We start from the raw sequence: 13227 nt of genomic DNA on the forward strand, positions 1-13227 counted from the left end.
ACACGCCCGACGCCGTTCAGCCGCGCAGCGTACCGTGCAGCAACATCCGGTATTCGGTCGGTGTGACGCCGACGGTCGCCTTGAATTGCCGTGTGAACGCGCTGTGATCGGTGTAGCCGCAACGCGCGGCGACGTCGGTGACCTTGTCGTGCGACACCAGCAGCGCGGTCGCCGCATCGAGTCGCGTTTTCAGGAGCACCTGGCGCGGCGTCAGATGAAACACCTTGTGAAAGTAGCGCTCCAGCTGCGCGACCGACATGTCCGCCATCGCCGCAAGCTGCTTCAGGTTCAGCGGCTGCACGTAATTCTGCTGGATCGACTGCACGACGGCGGCAAGCCGGCTGTAGGCCGGATGGCTGCTTTCGTCGGCTTTCAGATCGCGGGAGATGCCGGCGAGGCCGACCACCTTGCCCGTCGCATCGCGCAACGGTTGTTTGCAGGTCAGGCACCAGCCCGGTTGACGGCCCGGATACAGATGCAGTTCGAGCTGATCGAGCATCTGGTTGCCGACGCCGATGATCGCCTTGTCCTGCGCGGTATAGATGCGCCCGAAGCGGCGCGGAAACACGTCTTCCGCGGTCTTGCCGAGCAGCGCGGCCTTTTCCTTGAAGCCGCAACGCGAAGCGAGCGTGCGGTTGACGAGCGCATACCGCGCGTCGGCGTCCTTGACGAAGAACACGACGTCCGGCATTGCATCGAATACCGGCTCGAGCAACCTGAAATGCGACAGCATGCCGGACAGCGTCGTATCGTCAGTTTCGAGCGGATGCGCCAGCGTGTTCATCGTGCGGTTCCGTGGGTGCGTGCCTGGTTGATTGCGTTAGGTTGCGTTCGCGGATCGCTGCGCCGGTGCGGCCGGGCAGCCTGCTCGTGCGGTTGATTGCGGTCGATTATAGAGCCGCGCGTCGCCCGCCAATATCTACCGAGGGTAAGCGCGGAGCCGTCATGGCGCCGCAGTCGGCGGTTCGGCGGCGCTCATCAGCGTGCCGATTTGCGCCGGACTGAACGGCGGACGCGCCGCGGCGGCCGGCCAGCCGAAGTACAGGCTCGCGGCCGCCCCGCAGATGCGCCCCTGGCAAGGGCCCATACCGCAGCGCGTCTGCAGTTTCGCGTCACGCCAGTCGGCGCAGCGGCGCACCTCGCCGACGCTCACGTCCTCGCAACGGCACAACAGCGTCGCGTCGGCGGGCGGCGTGCGCGCGGCCTCGCCCAATGCGAACGACGCTGCGACGCGCGCGCCAAAGCCCCGCCAGCGAGCGCGTTGCGCGACCAGCGCCGCCAGCGCGGCGCGTTGCGTGCTCGCCGCGCCGCTCGCCACGAGACCGGCGATCTCGCCTTCCGCGCCAGCGAGCTCAGCGCCGCCGACGCCCGTGCACTCGCCCGCTGCATAAACGCGTTCGAGCGAGGTGCGCTGTCCGTCGTCGATGACGATTTCGCCCGCGTCGTTGATCGCGCAGCCGAGCGCCTGGGCCAGCGTGACGTTCGGCAGCAGTCCGAAGCCGCACGCGACGCGGTCGCAATCGAGCGTCACCTCGCGTTCGCCGCGCCGGATCGTCACCTGTTGCACGCGCTGCGCGCCACGGGCTTCGCTCACGATGCTGCAGGTCCAGTAGCGCAGTCCCGGGAAGCCGCGCGTGAGGCCGATCGCCTGACGCAGCTTCGCGGGCTCGCGCAGCAGCGACACGCCGAAACGCGCGACCTCGGCCGCCGATGCCTGCTCGACCACCGCGATCACGCGCGCGCCGGCCTCTCGCGCGGTGGCGAGCGCGGCCATCAGCAGGGGGCCGCTGCCGGCGATCACGATCCGTTCGTCGCGCACCGGCATGCCGCCTTTGATCAGCGCCTGCAATGCGCCCGCGCCGGTCACGCCGGGCAAGGTCCAGCCGGGAAACGGCAGAAGACGCTCGCGCGCGCCGGTCGCAAGAATCAGTCTGTCATAGGTGATCGACACGCCGCCGTGTTCGGCGGATTCGAGCAGCAAGGCTTGCGCGCCGAGCGGCGCGATCACGCGCGTCGATGGCCAGTAAGTGAAGTTTTGCTGCGATTGCAACGCCGCGAGCAACGCCTGCAACGCTGCTTGAGGCGGATAGGCGGGCCCCTGGCGCCAGACCTGGCCGCCGGCGCGCGGATTGTCATCGATCTGCGCGACAGTCGCGCCCGCCTGCGCCGCCGCTCGCGCGGCATTGAGCCCGGCCGGACCACCGCCGATCACCACGATGTCGAAGTGCTGCGTCATGCGTGTACTGTCCCGTTTCGTGTCTGCACGCGCTGGCCGTCGCGGCATAGCGTCTGGCACGCGAGCGCGTGCGCGCGACCGTCGATCGCGACGCGGCACTCCTGGCACACGCCCATCCCGCACAAGGCTTCGCGCGGCTCGCCCTTGACCGACAGCCGCGAGCCGCGCACACCCGCGATCGCGAGCGCCGCGGCTATGGTCGTGCCGGGTTTCACTTCGATGCTGCGGCCGTCGACGGTCAAACGGATGCGGGCCGCGTCAGTGTCGGTCATGAGCCACCTGCTCTGCAAAACGCACCGGTAGATAAGGTTCGCACGGAATCGGCGCGGCATGGCCCGCGATCTGCGCCGCGAGCAGTTTCGCGGTCGCGAGCGAGGTCGTCACGCCAAGCCCTTCGTGGCCGACCGCGAGCCATAGGCGGGATGCGGAGCCAGAGCAGACGTCGGGCGCGAACTCGCCGGCCGGTCCGATCAGCGGCAGGCCGTCCAGCGACGCGGCGCGAAACCCCGTCCACGCGCGGATGCCGCTGAGCGCCGGCAACCGCGGCAGATACTGCGCGGCGCGTTGCAGCATCCGGGCGAGCACCGGCATCTCGACGGCGGGATCGGTTGTTTCGAACTGGCGCGACGAGCCGATCAGCAGTTGCCCGGTCGGACGCGGCTGTACGTTGAACGCGACCGACGTGCCGGTCGCGTGATGCGCGCTCTTGATATAGCCAAGTTCGAGCAGTTGATGACGGATCAGCCCCGGGTAGCGGTCGGTGATCAGCAGATGGCCTTTCTTCGGCTGCAACGGCAGCCACGGCAACAATTGCGCCGCCCCGAGGCCGTTCGCGACGACCACGTGCGCCGCGCTGGTGCGCTCGCCGCACGCCAGGGTCACGCCACCCGCACCGACCGACGCGACCGGCGCTCCAGGTCGCACGCTGATATTCGCCGCATGCGGCGACTGCGTGAGCAGCCATTCGGCGGCGGTCGGCGCATACACGATGCTGTCGTGCTCGATGCGCAAGCCGCCCGCCATCGACGGTGCGAGCGCCGGTTCGCAGGCGCGCAGTTCGGCCGAGTCCAGCAATTGCGCGGCGACGCCCTGGCTCTCAAACGCCGCCTGCATTGCGCGGGCGGCTTGCCGTTCTTCGTCGTCGGCTGCGACCCACAGCGTGCCGCAGCGCGCGAACGCGTCGCGCGCGCGCAGCTGCGGCGCGAGCTCGAGCCAAAGCTCGCGCGAATAGCGGCTCAGCGCGAATTCGGCGGGCGAGTCGTTCATCACGACGATATGGCCCATGCCGGCCGCCGTCGCGCCGCCGCCGATGCGCTGCGCATCGAGCACGTCGACGCGCATGCCGAGCGCGGCCAGTTCCGCCGCGCACGCGGCACCGACGATACCCGCTCCGATGATCAGCGCGTCCGGGCTCATGCGGTCCGGATACCCCAAGCGAACGGATCGCGCTCGTCGAAACACAGGCACCCTTCGGCCATGATGTGCGCGTGACCGGTGATGGTCGGAATCACGTGGACGCCGTCGCCCGCCGTGCGATAGCTCGCCTCGAACACGCTGCCGATGATGCTCTCCTGGCGCCACACCGCGCCTTCGGCAAGCTTGCCGTCGGCCGCGAGACACGCGACCTTCGCGCTCGTGCCGGTGCCGCACGGCGAGCGGTCGTACGCATTGCCGGGACACAGCACGAAGCTGCGGCTGTCGAGGTCCTCGCGCGAACCCGGTCCGAACAGCTCGATATGGTCGATCAGCGCGCCGTTCGCGCCGGTGATGTTCCGTGCGATCAGCGCGTCGCGAATCGCCGAGCTGAAAGCCGTCAGGCTCGCGATGTTCGCGGCTTCGAGCTCGTGCCCATGCTCGGCGACGAGGAAAAACCAGTTGCCGCCCCAGCCGATGTCGCCGGTTAGTGCGCCATAGCCTGGCACGTCGACCTGCACCGCCTTGCGGTGGCGATACGCGGGCACGTTGCGCACCGCGACGCCGCCGTCTTCGTTCAGCGTCGCCTCGACCATGCCGACCGGCGTTTCGATGCGGTGTCGTCCCGGCCCGATCCGCCCCATGTGCGCGAGCGACACGACGAGCCCGATGGTGCCGTGCCCGCACATGCCGAGATAGCCGACGTTGTTGAAGAAGATCACGCCGGCCGCGCAAGTCGGATCGTCGGGCTCGCAGAGCAACGCGCCGACCACCACGTCCGAGCCCCGCGGTTCGGTAACGATGCCGGCGCGCCAGTCGTCGAAGCGGGTGCGGAACACCTCGAGCCGTTGCGCGAGCGTGCCGCTGCCCAGATCCGGGCCACCCGACACCACGAGGCGGGTGGGCTCACCGCCGGTGTGCGAGTCGATGATGTTGAGGGTTTTCATGTCGCCCATGGTAGGAATCGCGGGCCGGCGGGTCTTGGTGCGCGTACGCGCGGATTGAGACGATTTCGGCATAGCGGCGCGATGCGTGAGCCGCCGCGCGCGCGGCGCGCGAAACGTCCCGCTATTCGGTAGCGGCGTCGACGACCGTCGGTGCAAACCCGGTAACCCGGCTAACCGATACGGACACGTAAGGAGAATGAACACCGCTGGCGAGCGCGACGGGCTGCAACGCGGATTTCAGCATATACCTGGCCCTGGCGACCTCAGGCCGTACGCGCCCACTGCCAATCTTCACTCCCTGAGCACATGGTCGTGAAGCTGCAGCAACCGGTAGCCGCTTCTGTACACCGGCTGCAGCCGGAAACCATTGTGCGGCTCGATCGCGAGCAGCAGACGCAGCCGTGACACGTGACTGTCGATGGTCCGCGTGAACTCGCGCAGTTCGCGGCCCCACACCGTCGCGAAGATATGGTCGCGCGACATCACGCGATCGACGTTGGAAAAGAACAGCGCCGCGATCCGGTACTGGGTGGGCGACAGCGACACCGGCTCGCCGCGCAGCGTGACCGCCCGGCGGATCGTGTCGAAGCAATAGGGGCCGATCTCGAAACAGGTCGCGGCGCTGAAACGCTCCGGATACGCGCGCCGCAGAAGCGCCGCGACTCGCGCGCGAAACTCGGCGTCACGCAGCGGCAACGCGAGGTAATCGTCGGCACCGCCGGCGAGCGCGCGCACCATGCTTTCCTCCGAGCCGTCGTCCGACACGAACATGATCGGCACGTGCTCGCCTGCCACGCGGCGCACCGAGTGCAACAGGTCCGCGCCGGCGGGCCGCATATCCTGCCAGTCGAGCACCAGCAGATCCATCGTGGAGCGCACGAGCGACCTCGACAACGCAACGCCGTCGTCATAGGCCGCGCAGAAATGGCCGGCTCTCACCAGACTTGATTCAATGGACTGACGCATGACGGGGTCACGCTGAAGAACTGCAACGCGCATGGGATAGACTCTCGACAAGGACATGCAGGCCATTCTCCGAGCCGCACCCCGGTCCCTCCCTTCGGAGCATTCCGATTTTCCGCCGCTTTTTTCGCCCAACTGGGCGCTTCCGCAGGACTTCCGCTTTCATCCTGTAAAATCCGCGCCGGCCTCCGTCGTCAGCGCGCCCGCCCTATCAGGACGGCGCGCCCGTGTCCCGTGCTCTACCCAGCGCCTGCCGCACTTCTCGCCCGACGACCGCCGTATGTCCACGCGTCTCCCGCGTGGCTCACAATTCATCAAAAGACATGGCAATGCAAGCGACAAATCTGGGTGGAGCGCAGGCTGTCACCCCCCGCCCGCTTGGGCACAGCGATTACAAGACACTCGGTCTCGCCGCGCTCGGCGGAGCGCTCGAGTTCTACGACTTCATCATCTTCGTTTTCTTCGCGCCGGCGATCGGCCAGCTGTTCTTCCCGGCGGCGATGCCGGACTGGCTGCGTCAGGTGCAGACCTTCGGCATTTTCGCGGCCGGTTATCTGGCGCGGCCGCTCGGCGGCGTCATCATGGCGCACTTCGGCGACCTGTTCGGCCGCAAGCGCATGTTCACGCTGAGCGTGCTGCTGATGTCGGTGCCGACGCTGCTGATGGGCCTGATGCCCACCTACGCGAGCATCGGCGTGCTCGCGCCGGTGCTGCTATTGCTGTTCCGCGTGATGCAGGGCGCGGCGGTCGGCGGCGAAGTCCCGGGCGCATGGGTGTTCGTCGCAGAGCATGTGCCCGGGCGGCACGTCGGCTATGCGTGCGGCACGCTGACGGCCGGCCTCACGGCGGGCATTCTGCTCGGCTCGCTGATTGCGTCGGCGGTCAATCGCCATTTCACGCCGGCCGATATTTCCGAATATGCGTGGCGTGTTCCGTTCCTCATCGGCGGCGTGTTCGGTATGTTCTCGGTCTATCTGCGCCGCTGGCTGCACGAGACGCCGGTGTTCGCCGAACTGAAGCAACGCAAGGCGATCGCCGCGGAAGTGCCGCTGAAGGCCGTACTGCGCGATCACGGCCGCGCGGTGATCGTGTCGATGCTGCTCACCTGGATGCTGTCGGCGGCGATCGTCGTCGTGATCCTGATGACGCCGACGCTGCTGCAAAAGCAATTTCACATCGAGCCGGCCACCGCGCTGCTCGCGAACTGTGTCGCGACGCTGTGCCTGACGATCGGCTGCGTGGTGGCGGGTTCGATCGCCGGACGCATTGGCGCGGGTCGCACGATTTTCGTCGGCGGTGTTGCGCTTGCGATCACGTACTACGTGATGTTTCGCCAGTTGGCCGTCGATCCGTCCCTGCTCGTGCCGCTGTATGCACTGGCCGGACTTTTCGTCGGCGTGATCGGCGCGATTCCGCTCGTGATGGTCCGCGGATTCCCGCCGGCGGTGCGCTTCTCGGGCATCTCGTTCTCGTACAACGTCGCGTATGCGGTGTTCGGCGGTCTGACGCCGATCGCCGTATCGCTGATGATGAAGTCGAACCCGCTGGCCGCGCCGCTGTACGTCGCGGCGATCTGCGTGCTGGGCGCGCTGACCACGCTGTTCATCAAGGATGCGCCGCGGGCGCGTTGATCCGGCGACATCCATACTTCACGCCACGCCGAAACGTGGCGCGCTGCATCGGGCTTACGATGCAGTCATGAACTCATCCACACCCTCCTTTTCGCCCGCCCTCGGTCGCGTTCTCGCGACCGTCAGCGTCGGCTTCGTGGTCACGCAACTCGACGTGACCATCGTCAACATCGCGTTGCCACGGATCGGCGCGGACCTGCACGCGAACGTCGCGGGCCTGCAATGGGTCGTCGATGCATACACGCTCGCGTTTGCGGTGCTGATGCTGTCGGCCGGCGCGCTCGGCGACCGCTTCGGCGCGCGGCGCATGTATGCGTGCGGAATCGTGCTGTTCGCGCTCGCGTCGCTGGCCTGCGGGCTCGCGCTCGATGCCCCGATGCTGATCGCCGCGCGCGCGGTGCAGGGCATCGGCGCGGCCGCGATGCTGCCGAATTCGCTCGCGTTGCTCAACCAGTCGTTCGGCCACGAACCGAAGCTGCGGGCACGCGCGGTCGGCCTGTGGACCGCCTCCGGCGCGATTTCGATCGCGGCCGGGCCGGTGGCTGGCGGTCTGCTGATCGCGGCGTTCGGCTGGCGCAGCATCTTTCTCGTCAATCTACCAATCTGCGCGGCCGGCCTGCTCGCGACACTGCTGTGGATTCCGCGTCCGCAAACCTCGCAACGCGGCGTGCCGGCCGCCGCTCGCGGCAATACCGGCGCGACGCCACGCGGCATCGATCTCGGCGGCCAGTGTCTCGCGATCGTCGCGCTAACCGCGTTCGTCGCCGCGGTGATCGAATGGCGGCCGCTCGGGCTCGCGCATCCGCTGGTCGCCGGCGGCTTCGTGCTGGCGCTGCTGGCGGCGGGTGCGTTCGTGTTCGTCGAAGCGCGCGTCGTGCGCCCGATGCTGCCGCTGTCGCTGTTCGGCACGCGCACGTTCAGCGCGGCGGTGCTGTTCGGCATCTGCGTGAATCTGACCTATTACGGCATGGTGTTCGTGCTGAGCCTTTACCTGCAGCGCGTGCGCGGCTACACGCCGTTGCAGGCGGGCCTCGCGTTCCTGCCGCTGACGGGCGGCTTCCTGATCTCGAACGTCGCGAGCGGCTGGGTGATCGGCCGCCTGGGAGTGCGCGTGCCGATGATCCTCGGCGCGATCACGGCCGGTCTCGGCTATGGTCTGCTGCATCTCGTCGACGCCGAGACGCCGCTGATTGGCCTGCTGCTGCCGTTTTTGCTGATTCCGTCGGGCATGGGACTCGCGGTGCCGGCGATGACCACGGCGGTGCTCGCATCGACCGAAGCGCGGCGCGCGGGCACGGCGTCGGCGGTATTGAACACGGCGCGCCAGGCCGGCGGCGCGGTGGGTGTGGCGGCCTTCGGCGCGCTCGCAGGCGGTGCGGCCGCGACGCAGATCGTGCCGGGGATGCAAGCGGCGACGGCTATTTCGGTGGGACTGCTGGTGCTGGGTCTCGTGCTCGCGTGTTTCGTGCATCCGGAGCCGCACGCGGCGGCATCGTCTGCGCGCGGCGCGAGCGCCGCGAGTAAGTAAGCGGTGTGTAATGCAGGCGCCTACAGCGACGCCTCCTGAATCGTGCCGGTAGCGATTGCGCGCTCGATCAGGCCTTCGTTGCGCGCTTTGGCGATCGCATCCGCGAGCAGCTTTTCCGGGTCCTCGATGTCCGCCTTCAGCGTGCCGATGAATCCGGACGCATCCAGAACCACCAGCGTCTTCGCCGACTCGGCGAGGCTGATGATCACACGATGCGGCGTCGGCCCTTCGCCGAGACTCGCGCACAGTTGCGTGAGCTTGCCGCCGATCATTTGCTCGAAGTTCTGAATCATCATCTGCTCCCATGATTGGCGCGGATTGGAAATCCTGCTGTGTAGCAGGATGCGGGCCGCGCCGACTGCGCGCGCTCACGCTTTACAGCCCGCCGAGTCCGCTGCGGGGTGCGCGCGCGTTGTCGATGCTCAGACGCCCCGCGCCGGTAACGAACAGCAGCAGGAAACCGCCCGCGATTCCGATGTTCTTCCAGAAATGAATCACCATATCGTGCTGCAACGCAGGGTCGGTGATATTCCAGAAGTCGTGGCCGAGCACCGCCGTCGCGACCGTATACGCCGCCATGACCAGCGCGAGCGGCCGTACCTTGAAGCCGACCACGAGCAGCAGGCCGCCGAGCACCTCGATCGCGGTTGCGATCGGCGCGGCGATCTGCACGAACGGCACACCTTTCGAATGCAGGTAGCCGACGAAGCCCGCATAGCCCAGCAGTTTCATCACCCCGCTCCACAGGAACAGCACGGAAAGCGCAAGACGGGCGATGAAAATAATGCCGAAATCGACGGGACGCGACATGGGGGGACTCCTGTAATGAATAAGCAGCAGACCCGAATGGACGGGCTCAGTTCCCCGCCTCGCCCCTGAGCATATGAGCAATGGCCGCGATTTCCAAGCCCGCTCAAGCTGACGGATACGTGGCGACCTCGATCAGGTTGCCGTCCGGGTCGCGGCAATACACCGAGGTCATCTTGCCGCGCGCGCCGTCGCGCTCCACCGGCCCCGCCTCGATAGCGACGCCTTGCGCAAGCCAGTGCGCCTTGACGTCGTCCGGGCTTGCGGTGGTCACGAAGCACAGGTCCGCCGTGCCCGGCACCGCCTCGCGCGACGTGAACCAGGCGACGGTATCGGCCGACGCGGGACGCAGATTGATCTTCTGATTGCCGTAGTTCATCGCCACGCGCGTGCCGGTGCGCGACGCGAACTCGGTGCGTCGCATGCCGAGCATCCGCGCGTACCACGCCGCGCTCACTTCGACGTCGGCGACGTTCAGAACGAGATGATCGAGACTGGCTAGCTGGAAGCTCATGGGTTTGTCGTGATGAATCGAGAAAGGTGGTAGCGACTATACGCGTGGCGCGTCCGGCGCGAGCAACACGCCTTTCGTGAATACGAAGCAGCCGTAGCCGCGCTCCTCGCCCGTCGCGATCACACAGTATGCCTGGCGCGCACGCTCGTAAAACGCGAACCGCTCGATCGACACGAAGGGCACCTCGCGCCCCTCGCCCGCGTTGACCTCGGCTTGCGCTTCGCGCTGCACCGCGGGAATCGTGTGCGGCTCGCCAACCACTTCCATGCGCGACGCGGGATGCTCGATAAAGGTGTCGAGCGGCAGCACCGACAACACCGCGCGGATCGCGCGCGGCGAACTGACGCCGTCGAGACGCAGCGGCTTGCCGAGCACGGTATCGCGCGCGACGGCGTCGGCCGGGAAGTTGGCGTCGCAGATCACGAGCTCGTCGCCGTGGCCCATCGAGCGCAGCGCGTGCAGGATATCGGCGTTCAGTAGCGGGTCCAGATTTTTCAGCACGGGGTCTCCAGGTCGTTCGGTTGGGAACATGCTGAGGGGGTGAGGTCGTGAGCTTTGCGCAAGACGATGCGTGTCACGCTTCATCCGCACGACGATCGATTGTAGCAAGCGCGCCGGACGTCTTGCGGCGCTGCGCTCGCACCGCATTGCCAGCGCAGCCATCCGACCAAAGCGAGCAGCACGAGCCCCGCGCCGCCGAGCACCGGCTCGCGCCAACCGAGCAGTGCGATGAACATGAACGCCCGCGCGCCGCCGAGCAGCGCGAAACCGGCGATCGCGCTCGATAACGCATCGAGCGCGGCCGCGACGCGCAGCAACGCGAGATGGACTTGTGCGGGCTTGGCAGCGGCGGGCTCATGCATGATCGTCTCCGTGAAAGACGCCTCAGGCGGCGCCGGGGGTTTCGTCGAGAAAACCGGTGACCGCTTGCAGACGCCCATGCGCGTCCACCACGCCGAAGTCCGAGCCCTTCACGATCGCCTCGCCCGCGGGGGTCGTCAGTGCCCACGAGAAGCGCAGGCGATTCGCGAAGCCGTCGACGTCGGTCGTACGGCGAAACGTGTGATGCGGAAAACGCTCATGCACCGCGCGGATCATGGCGTCGATGCCATCGTGGCCCGCGCCCGCCAGCAGCGGGTCGCGATAGTCGGCATCGGCGCTCCACGTTGCCGCGATCAACTCGCGACGACGCGCGCCGTCGATCTCGTTCCAGGTATCGAAATAACGGTCGATCAAATCGGTATGCGCATTCATTTCAAACTCCTCGATTGACAGGACTGAGCACTTCGCGCGGCATACGCATCGCATGCGGCGGGCTCGGAATGAAGATTGACGGCTCGCGTGCATTGCGTCGATTACGTGAGAGGTAATCAAGCGGATGCAGCCTTCGCTGTCACGCAGCGCTTTTCACTGTTTTTCTCGCCAAATAGGTCATTCGGCCGAGTCGTCAAAAAACCTTCGCACCGCTAACCTCAAGTGACTCATCGAAGCCCGCCGACGACATCGCGAGGCGGGCAATGCAATGAACAGGAGGGCCGCTTGGACCGCTTTATCGAGACGCTTTTCGCGCTTGCACGACCGTATCCCCGGAGATACAATCATCCGCAGATCGAAACACCGCGCGTGTACACGATCAACCGCACCGAAGAGTTCGACCGTTGGCTTCACGGCCTCACCGACCTCAAGGCGAAGGCGCAAATTCTCGTGCGGATCCGCCGCGCGGAACGCGGGCTTTTCGGCGACGCGAAGTTGCTGGAAAACGGCGTGTTCGAGATGCGCATCGATTGCGGGCCGGGTTACCGGGTCTACTACGCGCGCGAGGAACGCATGATGTATCTGCTGCTCTGCGGGGGTAACAAGTCCACGCAGCAGGCGGATATCAGGCATGCCGGAGCAATGTGGACAACCATCAGAAAGGAACGGTCATGAGCAAGATCAAAACGGCACGCTTCGATGCATCGAAGTACCTCGACAACGACGAAATGGTCGCGGCCTATCTGAACGCCGCCCTCGACGAAGGCGACTCCGATCTGCTGCTCGCCGCCATCGCGGATATCGCCAAGGCACGCGGCATCACGAAGATCGCCGCGGCAGCGGGCCTGGGCCGCGAAAGCCTCTACAAGACACTCGCGCCCGGCTCCAAGCCACGCATGGACACGGTCCTCAAACTGGCGAGTGCGATCGGCGTCAAATTCACCGCCGTGCCGTTGCGCCTGGCTCCCGCCTGAGCCGGGCACGCGTCTCGTTGACTGAAATTGGCGGGGCATTACCTCTCAGGTAATCGATTGCTTGCACGCTTTGACTATGATCGGTGGCATGAACACACTCTCTATTGCACAAGCGGCTCCATCATCCGCGCCGATCGGCACTCGGGCGGTCGGCGAACTTCTCCGCGAATGGCGTCAGCGGCGGCGCATGAGTCAGTTGCTGCTCGCCACGGAGGCTGACATTTCGACCCGCCATCTGAGTTTTGTCGAATCGGGGCGCGCGCTACCGAGCCGGGAAATGGTCATGCATCTCGCCGAGCGCCTCGACGTGCCGTTGCGCGCGCGCAATGCTCTGCTCGTCGCGGCCGGTTACGCGCCGCTGTTTCGCGAACGTGCCCTCTCCGACCCGCAGCTCGCCGCCGCGCGCGAAGCCGTCGAACTGGTGCTCAAAGGACATGAGCCCTACCCGGCCCTCGCGATCGACCGGCACTGGACCATCGTCGCGACCAACAATGCGATTGCGCCGTTGTTGAGCGGCGCGAGTCCCGAACTGTTGAAGCCACCGGTCAACGCACTGCGCCTGAGTCTGCATCCGCAAGGCATTGCGGCGTCGATCGTCAACTGGCATGCGTGGCGCGAGCATGTGCTGGGCCGCCTGCAACGGCAGATCGACGTCAGCGGCGACGACACGCTGAGCGCACTGCGCGACGAACTGGCCGGCTACCCCGCGCCGCCGGACGCAGACGCCTCGACGCTGGACGATGCAGTCCTCAACCAGATCGCCGTGCCATTGCGGCTGCGTACGCCGCTTGGCGTGCTGTCGTTTTTCAGCACCACCACGGTGTTCGGCACGCCCGTGGACGTTACGCTGTCGGAACTCGCCATCGAGGCGTTCTTTCCGGCGGATCAGCAAACCGCGTCGGCGCTGCGCGAATTTGCCGAACACCAGCGCGGCTAGCCGCTCGCGTACCTCCACTCCAC

General features: G+C 66.7%; 17 protein-coding genes. 5 read left to right on the forward strand and 12 right to left on the reverse strand.

All coding sequences use genetic code 11. The annotated features are described in order from the left end of the window. Positions 1–16 precede the first annotated feature (16 nt). From OKW38_RS27910 to OKW38_RS27935, 6 genes are all read right to left on the reverse strand, one after another. Complete coding sequence (locus OKW38_RS27910) at positions 17–784, reverse strand: AraC family transcriptional regulator (RefSeq protein WP_090806925.1); 768 nt, start codon at positions 782–784, stop codon at positions 17–19. Between the two features lie 159 nt (positions 785–943). Then, positions 944–2236 carry an NAD(P)/FAD-dependent oxidoreductase gene (locus OKW38_RS27915; RefSeq protein WP_429364153.1) on the reverse strand — a complete coding sequence of 431 codons (1293 nt, stop codon included), beginning with the start codon at positions 2234–2236 and terminating at the stop codon, positions 944–946. Beyond that, complete coding sequence (locus tag OKW38_RS27920; RefSeq protein WP_090806929.1) at positions 2233–2508, reverse strand: 2Fe-2S iron-sulfur cluster-binding protein; 276 nt, start codon at positions 2506–2508, stop codon at positions 2233–2235. Before OKW38_RS27920 ends, OKW38_RS27915 begins: the two co-directional genes overlap by 4 nt. Further along, entirely contained in the window at positions 2495–3652 is a 1158-nt protein-coding gene (locus tag OKW38_RS27925; protein ID WP_429364155.1) for an NAD(P)/FAD-dependent oxidoreductase, read from the reverse strand. Before OKW38_RS27925 ends, OKW38_RS27920 begins: the two co-directional genes overlap by 14 nt. After that, positions 3649–4605 carry a 4-hydroxyproline epimerase gene (locus tag OKW38_RS27930; protein WP_429364157.1) on the reverse strand — a complete coding sequence of 319 codons (957 nt, stop codon included), beginning with the start codon at positions 4603–4605 and terminating at the stop codon, positions 3649–3651. The genes OKW38_RS27925 and OKW38_RS27930 overlap by 4 nt, the downstream gene beginning before the upstream one ends. 282 nt (positions 4606–4887) lie before the next feature. Continuing rightward, positions 4888–5595: a response regulator transcription factor gene (locus OKW38_RS27935; RefSeq protein WP_429365543.1), complete on the reverse strand. Its 708-nt coding sequence runs from the start codon at positions 5593–5595 to the stop codon at positions 4888–4890. Positions 5596–5888: 293 nt separating this feature from the next. Here OKW38_RS27935 and OKW38_RS27940 point away from each other — a divergent pair, with 293 nt between their 5' ends. Beyond that, on the forward strand, positions 5889–7190 hold the full coding sequence (locus OKW38_RS27940; RefSeq protein WP_429364159.1) for an MFS transporter: 1302 nt from the start codon (positions 5889–5891) through the stop codon (positions 7188–7190). 67 nt (positions 7191–7257) lie between these two features. Beyond that, positions 7258–8718, forward strand: a complete 1461-nt coding sequence (locus OKW38_RS27945; protein WP_429364160.1) for an MFS transporter — start codon at positions 7258–7260, stop codon at positions 8716–8718. Between the two features lie 20 nt (positions 8719–8738). On the opposite strand, the gene OKW38_RS27950 is transcribed toward OKW38_RS27945, so the two are convergent. The 6 genes from OKW38_RS27950 to OKW38_RS27975 form a co-directional block, all read right to left on the reverse strand. Continuing rightward, positions 8739–9011, reverse strand: a complete 273-nt coding sequence (locus tag OKW38_RS27950; protein ID WP_090810195.1) for a hypothetical protein — start codon at positions 9009–9011, stop codon at positions 8739–8741. 82 nt (positions 9012–9093) lie between these two features. Next, positions 9094–9528, reverse strand: coding sequence for a DoxX family protein (locus OKW38_RS27955; RefSeq protein WP_187611231.1), 435 nt, complete (start codon positions 9526–9528; stop codon positions 9094–9096). A gap of 103 nt (positions 9529–9631) precedes the next feature. After that, positions 9632–10039: a VOC family protein gene (locus OKW38_RS27960; protein ID WP_090806942.1), complete on the reverse strand. Its 408-nt coding sequence runs from the start codon at positions 10037–10039 to the stop codon at positions 9632–9634. Positions 10040–10075: 36 nt separating this feature from the next. Next, a complete protein-coding gene (locus tag OKW38_RS27965; RefSeq protein WP_090806945.1) occupies positions 10076–10540 on the reverse strand; it encodes an RbsD/FucU family protein in 465 nt (154 codons plus the stop codon). An 80-nt stretch (positions 10541–10620) separates the two neighbouring features. Further along, complete coding sequence (locus tag OKW38_RS27970) at positions 10621–10902, reverse strand: hypothetical protein (RefSeq protein ID WP_090806947.1); 282 nt, start codon at positions 10900–10902, stop codon at positions 10621–10623. 22 nt (positions 10903–10924) lie between these two features. Further along, positions 10925–11293, reverse strand: a complete 369-nt coding sequence (locus OKW38_RS27975) for a nuclear transport factor 2 family protein (RefSeq protein ID WP_429364162.1) — start codon at positions 11291–11293, stop codon at positions 10925–10927. Between the two features lie 285 nt (positions 11294–11578). On the opposite strand from OKW38_RS27975, the gene OKW38_RS27980 reads away from it, so the two are divergent. The 3 genes from OKW38_RS27980 (at position 11579) to OKW38_RS27990 (ending at position 13204) form a co-directional block, all read left to right on the forward strand. After that, the gene (locus OKW38_RS27980; protein WP_429333545.1) at positions 11579–11968 is read left to right on the forward strand and encodes a type II toxin-antitoxin system RelE/ParE family toxin; all 390 of its coding nucleotides are present in this window, start codon (positions 11579–11581) and stop codon (positions 11966–11968) included. Further along, positions 11965–12267, forward strand: a complete 303-nt coding sequence (locus OKW38_RS27985) for an addiction module antidote protein (RefSeq protein WP_090807042.1) — start codon at positions 11965–11967, stop codon at positions 12265–12267. Before OKW38_RS27980 ends, OKW38_RS27985 begins: the two co-directional genes overlap by 4 nt. Before the next feature lie 88 nt (positions 12268–12355). After that, positions 12356–13204 carry a helix-turn-helix domain-containing protein gene (locus OKW38_RS27990; protein WP_090810207.1) on the forward strand — a complete coding sequence of 283 codons (849 nt, stop codon included), beginning with the start codon at positions 12356–12358 and terminating at the stop codon, positions 13202–13204. Positions 13205–13227: the final 23 nt, after the last annotated feature.

The organism is Paraburkholderia sp. MM5496-R1 (genome assembly GCF_050436205.1).
Taxonomy (GTDB): Bacteria; Pseudomonadota; Gammaproteobacteria; order Burkholderiales; family Burkholderiaceae; genus Paraburkholderia; species Paraburkholderia tuberum.

Coding starts and splice junctions, on each gene's coding strand:
- OKW38_RS27960 (WP_090806942.1), bottom strand. CDS start 10,039: ATGAGCTTCCAGCTAGCCAGTCTCGATCATCTCGTTCTGAACGTCGCC.
- OKW38_RS27955 (WP_187611231.1), bottom strand. CDS start 9,528: ATGTCGCGTCCCGTCGATTTCGGCATTATTTTCATCGCCCGTCTTGCG.
- OKW38_RS27930 (WP_429364157.1), bottom strand. CDS start 4,605: ATGGGCGACATGAAAACCCTCAACATCATCGACTCGCACACCGGCGGT.
- OKW38_RS27950 (WP_090810195.1), bottom strand. CDS start 9,011: ATGATTCAGAACTTCGAGCAAATGATCGGCGGCAAGCTCACGCAACTG.
- OKW38_RS27935 (WP_429365543.1), bottom strand. CDS start 5,595: ATGCGCGTTGCAGTTCTTCAGCGTGACCCCGTCATGCGTCAGTCCATT.
- OKW38_RS27910 (WP_090806925.1), bottom strand. CDS start 784: ATGAACACGCTGGCGCATCCGCTCGAAACTGACGATACGACGCTGTCC.
- OKW38_RS27945 (WP_429364160.1), top strand. CDS start 7,258: ATGAACTCATCCACACCCTCCTTTTCGCCCGCCCTCGGTCGCGTTCTC.
- OKW38_RS27925 (WP_429364155.1), bottom strand. CDS start 3,652: ATGAGCCCGGACGCGCTGATCATCGGAGCGGGTATCGTCGGTGCCGCG.
- OKW38_RS27970 (WP_090806947.1), bottom strand. CDS start 10,902: ATGCATGAGCCCGCCGCTGCCAAGCCCGCACAAGTCCATCTCGCGTTG.
- OKW38_RS27990 (WP_090810207.1), top strand. CDS start 12,356: ATGAACACACTCTCTATTGCACAAGCGGCTCCATCATCCGCGCCGATC.
- OKW38_RS27940 (WP_429364159.1), top strand. CDS start 5,889: ATGCAAGCGACAAATCTGGGTGGAGCGCAGGCTGTCACCCCCCGCCCG.
- OKW38_RS27985 (WP_090807042.1), top strand. CDS start 11,965: ATGAGCAAGATCAAAACGGCACGCTTCGATGCATCGAAGTACCTCGAC.
- OKW38_RS27915 (WP_429364153.1), bottom strand. CDS start 2,236: ATGACGCAGCACTTCGACATCGTGGTGATCGGCGGTGGTCCGGCCGGG.
- OKW38_RS27975 (WP_429364162.1), bottom strand. CDS start 11,293: ATGAATGCGCATACCGATTTGATCGACCGTTATTTCGATACCTGGAAC.
- OKW38_RS27920 (WP_090806929.1), bottom strand. CDS start 2,508: ATGACCGACACTGACGCGGCCCGCATCCGTTTGACCGTCGACGGCCGC.